The following is a 2,322-nucleotide window of genomic DNA, read 5'->3' on the forward strand; positions in this document are numbered from 1 at the left end:
TGCCGAAGCCCCCGATCCGCCTGCCCCGCTCGTCATAAAGGTCCAGGTAGTTGCCCCTGCGCCGCACCGAAGCGATGGGCATATCCTTCACCTCCTCTTTGTACTCCGCCACCAGGAGCTGCCAGTAGCCGCCCACCACCAGCCGGTCCTTCCCGTAGTCCATCCCCAAAATGAGCCCCCGCGGCGCGGTGAGGACGGGCATCCAGCGCTTCAGGTCCTTGGAGGCCAGGACGACCCCCTGGGCGGCCATCACCAGGTACCACCCGTTCCCGTAGGTGGCCTCGTTCAGGTCCCACTCCAGGTCTCGGCCCACTCTGTAGTGCTTCCAGTGCCTCCCGTCCTTGGAGACCATGAGGGTACCGGCGTTCCCCGCCGCCAGGAAGCCCGCCTCCGTGTACTTCACGCTGTTCATGCGGGCCGGGGCATGGATCACCTCCCACTTCCTCGTGTCCCGGGAAACCAGGAGGCGGAAGGGGGCGGTGGCCACGAAAACCCCGGCGCCGAAGGCCACGCCCGTCACCTGGCCTCCAATCAAGCCCCCCGAGACCTCGGGGCCAACGGACCCGTCCCTCCACTCCCCTCCCGCCTGCGCCAAGCCGGGGTGGGCGAGGAGGGCGAGCCCCGCGAAGAGGCCTAACCCCACTTTCCCTAGCCTCCGTGGAGCTTCCATGGGGCGAGGATAGGCCGGGCGGGACGGGGAGTACAAGCCGGGTTTCGCAAAGCTCGTACATGTTGCAAACTATTGGGGCCTGGATTATGCTGGGGGCCATGGGGGAAAGGGGGATCCAAGAGGAGGTCGGGGGATGGGAAGGGGGGAAGCCTGGCCGGCCGCCTTCCCTCCTTGCCCCCCTCGCCCTGGAGGAGCTCTTCGACGAGGCCTTGTTGCGGGGGCTCGGCCTGCGGCGGGGGGGCGTCCTCTTCCAGGGCCTCTTGCTGCTTCGCCTGGCCCTCGAGGCCCACAAGAACGGGGCGGAGCTCCGCTGGAACACCGCGGAGGACCTCAAAGATAGCCTCCTTGACTTTTTGAACAAGGGGGAAAACGCGCATCGGCTCCTCGCCGCCTTGGGTTCGGGGGAGAAGGCCCTCCTTGGGGTTTCCAAGGGGCCTAGCCCCGAGAAGGCCCTGAGGCGGGCGGTGGAGGCCCTCCACGTCCACTACCACCCCCGGGACCTGGTCCTCAGGCTCCTGAAGCGCCTGGACTCCCGCCTCCGCCCTCCCGATTCCCTGCTGCCCCTCCTCAAGGCCTGCAACCCCGAGGCCTGGGCCGCGGCCACCCCCTTGGTGGGGGCCTTCCTGGGCGTCTTCGCCCTGTTGGCGCGCTCCTACGGCCTGCCGGCCCTGATCTTTGAGCAGGCCCTGGCCCCCTGCTTCGTCTTCGCCTTCTTGCGGGGCGCAGGAAATGTGGGGAGGCCCTTTCGGGAGGTGCCCCCCCTGACCCTGGACAAGAAGGCCCTGGGGCTTCGCTACCCAGAGGAGTGCTGGGTGGCCCGGATCCAGCCGGGGAAGGACGGACCGGGGGAGCTCTACGAGAGGTGCTCCTGCCTATCGGAAAAGGACTGCGACCCCAGTATTCCCTCCCCCTCCTTAGAGAAGGCCCTCCCGGGGTGGTACCGGGCCCTGGGGGCCTGGGCCCAAGGGGTGTGCGGGGAGGGCTGCTTCCCCCACGAGGGGTACGATTGGGACCTGGTGGCGGAATACCGCCATGCCCTATGGGAGGCCCTGGCCTCTTCCGGGAAAGGAGGCGCGGCGTGAGGCCCACCCGCCCCTTCCGGGAGCTCCTTCAGGAGGCCCTGGCCCTGGCTTTGGAGGGGCAGGTGGAGGCCCTCGGCCAGGCCTTCCGGGAGGAAGCCGAGCGGCACGCCAATCTGGGCCCCAGGGGGGAAGACCCCGTGGCCCAGGCCCTGGCCCTGGGGCGGCAGGCCCTCCTTCACCTGGCGCGGGGAGAGCGGGAGGAGGTGTGCCGAAAGCTCTCCCAAGCCCTGGAGCGCCACCCCTCCCTGGGAGGGGGCCTCGCCTGGGAGCTGGCCGAGGCCCTCTGCGAGGAGGAGAAGCTCCTTCCCCTTCGGCAACGCCTGGCTTCCCTGAGGGCGATCCCCCCCGAGGCCAGGCTCTTGGCCTTCCTGGACCGCCTGCCGCCGGAGTTCTGGGTGGAGGTCCTGAGGGGGGCGCCCAGAACCGCTTCCTCCGGAAAGCAAGAAGGGGCGAAGGCCGAGGCCCCATCCCGCCGCCGCTTCCCCACCCCCAGGCCCCTAAGGGTCCGCTTGGTCTACCGGCCCCTGCCCCGCAAAGGGCCCCCAGGGGAGGAAGGGGTAAAGGAGGGGA

Annotated in this window: 2 protein-coding genes and 1 pseudogene; 2 read left to right on the forward strand and 1 reads right to left on the reverse strand. The window is 69.5% G+C overall.

Features of this window, described 5'->3' with window-relative positions:
* On the reverse strand, positions 1-670 hold a 670-nt coding region (locus H531_RS0112390; RefSeq protein ID WP_156860522.1), incomplete at its 3' end, for a hypothetical protein.
* A gap of 98 nt (positions 671-768) precedes the next feature.
* Between H531_RS0112390 and H531_RS0112395 the strand changes: the two genes are divergently transcribed.
* Both H531_RS0112395 and H531_RS0112400 read left to right on the forward strand, forming a co-directional pair.
* Positions 769-1,752 (forward strand): hypothetical protein, encoded by a 984-nt coding sequence (locus H531_RS0112395; RefSeq protein WP_022799622.1) that lies wholly within the window; start codon positions 769-771, stop codon positions 1,750-1,752.
* Positions 1,749-2,322: pseudogene (locus H531_RS0112400) on the forward strand (hypothetical protein); the annotation flags it as partial. The gene H531_RS0112395 and the pseudogene H531_RS0112400, both read left to right, overlap by 4 nt.

The sequence above is a fragment of the Thermus islandicus DSM 21543 genome (genome assembly GCF_000421625.1).
Lineage (GTDB): Bacteria > Deinococcota > Deinococci > Deinococcales > Thermaceae > Thermus > Thermus islandicus.

Bases quoted from the DNA above. Each gene is read 5' to 3' on its own strand.
- H531_RS0112395 (WP_022799622.1), top strand. From the start codon at position 769: ATGGGGGAAAGGGGGATCCAAGAGGAGGTCGGGGGATGGGAAGGGGGG.